Here is a 5,571-nt window from a genome sequence, read left to right on the forward strand (position 1 = left end):
AACCGAACGGACAAAGGTGTCTAAATCGGCATAGGTTTCTATATATGGGCTTTGAGTAACCACGCCGCCATAGATTCTGTTCATGAGGTCTACAACTCTGTTTTGCTCAAGTTTCGAGAGAGGTGTTGGTATAGAGTCTCGTTCAATTATCTCAGGATGAGACAAAGATTTCTGAAGCACTTGATTCTTTAAGTGAGCATGGACAGGTTTCACTACCTTTTTGGAGCTTATTGCATGACGGACAAATGCTGATGCCGGTTTTTCTTGGGTTCTTCCTAATGTTTGACGAGTTATCCACGAAGAGACAGTGTTGGTTGGTTGTGCTTCATCGAGGCCAAGAACGCTTTGACAATAAAGTAGATAGGTACTCAAGTTATCTCCAAGAATTTCTTTGGGGTACATATGAGGGTACATAAATGCAAAAAAGCCACCATCCCAAAGGGACAGTAGCTTTTATATCAATAAGTTAAGGCTTGTAGATTAGTTCATGCCGTATTTCTTAAGTTTCTTGCGAAGAGTACCGCGGTTGATACCCATCATGGTTGCTGCGCGCGTTTGGTTACCGCGAGTGTACTGCATGATGGTGTCTAGTAGTGGCTGTTCTACTTCAGCTAGAACTAATTCGTAGAGTTCTGTGACTTCTTGGCCGTTCAGTTGTGCCAAGTAGTTTTTAAGAGATGCTTTAACAGAGTCACGTAAAGGCTTTTGAGTAATCTGGTCTTGCGACGTTACTGTAGTTACTGTTAATGCTTCTGAAGTCAGATTTTGTTCGAACATATTCGGTCTAGCTCTTCTCTTAATTATGATGCAACGTTAAACCCGCATGGCTGCGCCGTAGCGACTGCCAATTAGGCTAAATCAAAGTACCCTTCTAACGCTTCAAGTTGCAGCTCGGCTACATCAATGGCGTTGAAGGTCCGGCGAAACTCACTTGCTTGCTCATGCTCTTTTAGGTACCAACCCACGTGCTTACGCGCGATGCGTGGACCTAAATACTCACCATAAAACTCATGGAGAGCGTTCACATGACCGAGCAGGATGTCTTTCACTTCCGAAACCGGAAGGTCAGGCATCGTGGTACCGTTTTCCAAATAGTGTTGGATTTCCTGGAAAATCCACGGACGACCTTGGGCAGGGCGTCCAATCATTAAGGCGTCCGCACCGGTGTACTCCAGTACGTGTTTGGCTTTCTCTGGGCTATCGATATCACCGTTCGCGATAACCGGTATTGAGATGGCCTCCTTTACCGCTTTAATGCTGTCGTATTCGGCCTCACCTTTGTACATACACGCTTTGGTTCTGCCATGCAGCGCCAAGGCCTGAATGCCGCAGTCTTCGGCTAATTGAGCGATCTGGACACAGTTTTTGTTGTCTGTATCCCAGCCTGTGCGAGTTTTGAGTGTCACAGGGACATCCACTGCGTTGACCACCGCTTTCAGAATCTCTTCGATGATGTCTGGAAACTTGAGCAGCGCAGAACCCGCGAGCTTTTTATTCACTTTTTTTGCTGGGCAACCCATATTGATGTCGATGATTTGCGCACCGTTCTCAACGCTAAATTGCGCTGCGTCGGCCATCAACTGTGGATCGGCGCCCGCAATCTGCACAGAGCGAATGCCCGATTCGCCTTCATGCACCATGCGTTGCTTAGATTTGGACGTTTTCCATAGTTTCGGATTGGACGACATCATTTCACTGACGGCCATGCCTGCCCCATATCGAAGACACAACTCACGGAACGGTCTATCCGTGACACCCGCCATAGGCGCGACGATGAGATTGTTCTTAAGTTGGTAGTGTCCGATTTTCAAAACGTCTTCACAGCTTCTGTTCGATGAATAGTCCCCAGCAAGGGCGCGCATTTTACGCATTTTTTTACGCCGTGAAAAGACTAATATTTGAGCATTAACAATTTGTTTTGTTAAATTGTATGAAATTCAGTCAATTAGCCTTGAAAGTCTTATCTAGCCTTGCTTGCGACCTGCTATGCGGCACCACTCACTCTGCTCTTTGATAGGATCAATGTGAAACTCATCACGGTAATAGTCGGCCACATCTTCCGCTTGGGTGTCGAGGACGCCAGACATCGCGAGCTCGCCGCTTGGCTTAACTAAAGACTTGATGATGGCAGAAAGCTCACGCAGCGGACCGGCCAAAATGTTCGCCACTACGACATCAGCAACCAGACCTTCTGGTTGATCTTGAGGAAGGAAGACATCGAGTTTGTCGGCCACACCGTTACGCTCTGCGTTGTCTTTTGAGGCGTGCAGGGCTTGAGGATCGATATCAATGCCGATGACGCGCTCTGCGCCCAGTTTGATCGCCGCGATCGCCAAAATGCCCGAACCACAACCAAAGTCGATCACGGTTTTGCCCGATAGATCGAGACTCTCTAGCCACTCTAGGCAGAGCGCCGTGGTTGGGTGAGTACCAGTACCGAATGCGAGGCCAGGGTCAAGCATCACATTGATCGCGTCTGGCTCTGGGACATCTCGCCAGCTTGGGCAAATCCACAGACGCTCACCAAACTTCATTGGGTGGAAGTTGTCCATCCATTCACGTTCCCAGTCTTTGTCTTCAAGCTGTTCGACTTTGTACGCAAACCCTTGAGGAAGCAGGCCGCTTTGCGTCATTTGCGCCAGCACAAAATCGGTGTCCGCTTCGGCATCGTAAAGTGCAAGGATGTCGGTGTCGCCCCACAAGCGCGTTTCACCCGGCAGCGGCTCGAAGACCGGTGTATCGTGCGCGTCTAAAAAGGTGACCGATAGGGCGCCGGTCTCTTCCATTAACATGTCGCCGATCGGTTCAGCGTTTTCGTTGGTCGCGTTGAGTTTGATTTGAATCCAAGGCATGGTCTGGCTCTGCTCGATAAAAAGGAAATTGGCGCAGAGTGTAGCAGAATTGAGCGAGAGGGGGGAGTTGCTAGTTCCTAGTTGCTAGTTGCTAGTTTCTAGAGGGGGGCTGTGAAGAATAAAAACGCCCAGCGGTGGGCTGGGCGTTAGGAGAGAGCGTTATAACTCAGAGAATTAGTCGTTTAGACCAAGCTTCTTCTCTAGGTAGTGAATGTTGGCACCGCCGTGTTGGAAGTTCTCATCATTCATGATCATCTCTTGCAGTGGCACGTTGGTTTTGATGCCTTCGACGATCAGTTCGCCGAGTGCATTCTTCATGCGTGCGATCGCGACATCACGGTTCTCACCGTAAGTGATCAGTTTGCCGATCATCGAGTCATAGTGCGGTGGCACTGTGTAACCAGAGTAGATGTGCGATTCCCAACGTACGCCCATGCCACCAGGGGCGTGGAAGCGTTCAATTTTACCCGGTGAAGGTAGGAAGCGCTCTGGGTCTTCGGCGTTGATACGACACTCAATCGCGTGGCCGCGGATTTTGATGTCATCTTGCGTGAACGACAGAGGTTGACCTGCGGCAACGCGTAGCTGCTCTTTGATGAGGTCGATGCCAGTGACCATTTCAGTGACTGGGTGCTCAACCTGAATACGGGTGTTCATCTCGATGAAGTAGAACTCGCCGTTTTCGTACAAGAACTCGAACGTGCCTGCGCCGCGGTAACCGATTTCGATACACGCACGGGTACAACGCTCACCGATGTACTTACGCATTTCAGCCGTGATGCCCGGTGCCGGTGCTTCTTCGACCACTTTTTGGTGACGACGCTGCATAGAACAGTCACGTTCACCAAGGTGGATAGCGCCGCCTTGACCGTCTGCGATGACCTGGACTTCAACGTGACGAGGGTTTTCAAGGAATTTCTCCATGTAGACCATGTCATTGTTGAAGGCCGCTTTCGCTTCTGCGCGCGTCATGGCAATGGCTTGCACCAAGTCTTTTTCAGCACGGACCACACGCATACCACGACCGCCGCCGCCGCCAGAGGCTTTGATGATCACTGGGTAGCCGATGCGTTTCGCGTGGGCTTTGTTTTTGTCTTCGTCGTTGTCGAGCGGGCCATCTGAGCCAGGTACACAAGGTACGCCCGCTTTTTTCATTGCGGTGATGGCTGACACTTTGTCGCCCATCATGCGAATGGTCTCGGCTTTTGGACCGACAAAGATGAAGCCGCTGCGCTCAACTTGCTCAGCGAAGTCTGCGTTTTCCGACAAGAAGCCGTAACCTGGGTGGATAGCGACCGCACCGGTCACTTCTGCCGCAGAAATAATACGAGGAATATTGAGGTAACTGTCGATACCACGTGCAGGGCCGATACAGACGGTCTCGTCTGCCAGCAGGACGTGTTTAAGATCGCGGTCAGCCGTTGAGTGGACGGCTACCGTCTTGATACCGAGCTCTTTACAAGCGCGAAGGATACGAAGTGCGATTTCACCTCGGTTCGCGATGACTACTTTATCTAACATAACAGAGGGCCTCTATTATTCGATAACAACAAGCGGTTGATCGAATTCTACCGGTTGGCCGTCTTCAGCAAGGATGGCAGTCACGACGCCAGATTTATCGGCTTCGATTTGGTTCATCATTTTCATCGCTTCAACGATACAGAGCGTATCGCCGGCATTCACTTTCTGACCAACTTCAACAAACGCTTTCGCATCTGGGCTTGGCGAACGGTAGAAAGTACCGACCATTGGAGAAAGAACCTGGTGACCAGACACTGCTGCTGGTGCAGACTCTTGAGCTGCAGGAGCAGGAGCAGGGGCAGGCGCAGCTGCTGGCGCAGGCGCCGCAACCGGTGCTGGCGCGGCTGCGTATTGGATAGGAGCAGGCTGCGCAGGCGCTGCAACGCCGTGACGACTGATGCGTACCGACTCTTCACCTTCAGAGATCTCTAGCTCAGCAATGCCAGACTCTTCAACTAATTCGATAAGCTTCTTAATTTTACGGATATCCATTGTGTCTTTCTCTTTTATCTTGTGAATAAGACAGCGCCTAAAGGCGCTGCAGAGTAGTGAGTATCGGCGTCCATCTGTCCGCCGCGTGTTGTCTTGTTACGCTGACTTGAGCTTGTCTATCGCTGCCATCAGCGCAAATTGGTAACCTTGTGCACCTAAACCACAAATCACACCTACTGCTTTATCAGACAGGTAAGAGTGATGACGGAAGGGTTCACGTGCGTGCACATTGGATAAGTGCACTTCAATAAAGGGAATCGCGACGCCGAGCAGCGCATCGCGCAGCGCGACACTCGTATGAGTAAAGGCCGCTGGATTGATGATGATAAAGTCCACCTCGTTGAGCGACGCGTGGATTTTTTCAATCAGTTCATACTCTCGGTTTGACTGCAAATGCTCCAGTTCGACATCCGCTTGCTGGGCTTGTTCCATCAAGCTGTCGACAATGTCCGCTAAGGTGTGAGAGCCGTAGTGGGCAGGCTCTCTTAGCCCAAGCAGGTTGAGATTTGGACCATTTAAGACAAGAATGCGTGATTTTGCTGTCATTGTGTCGCTATCTTCCTAGTTATTGAGATGAACTCAAATATTCCCACATTATCAAGGATAGGGCATGTCATTTTTAATGCAAACGGAGCCGAATCTTTGAAATTGACCAAGATTATAGCTAATTCAGCGCATTTAGCAGCAATTTACTGGTCTAATCACC

7 protein-coding genes are annotated in these 5,571 nt (G+C 50.1%); all 7 read right to left on the bottom strand.

Translation table 11 applies throughout. The features are described from left to right. Positions 1-402, bottom strand: a 402-nt coding sequence (locus AC6R0L_RS07225) for a hypothetical protein (RefSeq protein ID WP_500628729.1), incomplete at its 3' end; no start/stop codon positions are given. Between the two features lie 78 nt (positions 403-480). After that, positions 481-777: a DNA-binding transcriptional regulator Fis gene (gene fis, locus AC6R0L_RS07230; protein WP_000462885.1), complete on the bottom strand. Its 297-nt coding sequence runs from the start codon at positions 775-777 to the stop codon at positions 481-483. Positions 778-848: 71 nt separating this feature from the next. Next, positions 849-1,811, bottom strand: coding sequence for a tRNA dihydrouridine synthase DusB (gene dusB / locus AC6R0L_RS07235; RefSeq protein ID WP_334554981.1), 963 nt, complete (start codon positions 1,809-1,811; stop codon positions 849-851). A 153-nt stretch (positions 1,812-1,964) separates the two neighbouring features. Further along, positions 1,965-2,852, bottom strand: a complete 888-nt coding sequence (gene prmA / locus AC6R0L_RS07240; RefSeq protein ID WP_500628730.1) for a 50S ribosomal protein L11 methyltransferase — start codon at positions 2,850-2,852, stop codon at positions 1,965-1,967. A gap of 174 nt (positions 2,853-3,026) precedes the next feature. Beyond that, the gene (gene accC / locus AC6R0L_RS07245) at positions 3,027-4,373 is read right to left on the bottom strand and encodes an acetyl-CoA carboxylase biotin carboxylase subunit (RefSeq protein ID WP_500628731.1); all 1,347 of its coding nucleotides are present in this window, start codon (positions 4,371-4,373) and stop codon (positions 3,027-3,029) included. Positions 4,374-4,388: 15 nt separating this feature from the next. Beyond that, on the bottom strand, positions 4,389-4,865 hold the full coding sequence (gene accB / locus AC6R0L_RS07250) for an acetyl-CoA carboxylase biotin carboxyl carrier protein (protein WP_500628732.1): 477 nt from the start codon (positions 4,863-4,865) through the stop codon (positions 4,389-4,391). A gap of 96 nt (positions 4,866-4,961) precedes the next feature. Continuing rightward, positions 4,962-5,411 carry a type II 3-dehydroquinate dehydratase gene (aroQ, locus tag AC6R0L_RS07255; RefSeq protein ID WP_334554711.1) on the bottom strand — a complete coding sequence of 150 codons (450 nt, stop codon included), beginning with the start codon at positions 5,409-5,411 and terminating at the stop codon, positions 4,962-4,964. Between the last annotated feature and the right edge of the window lie 160 nt (positions 5,412-5,571).

Source organism: Vibrio sp. R15-SG3-ISO1A, from assembly GCF_059833955.1.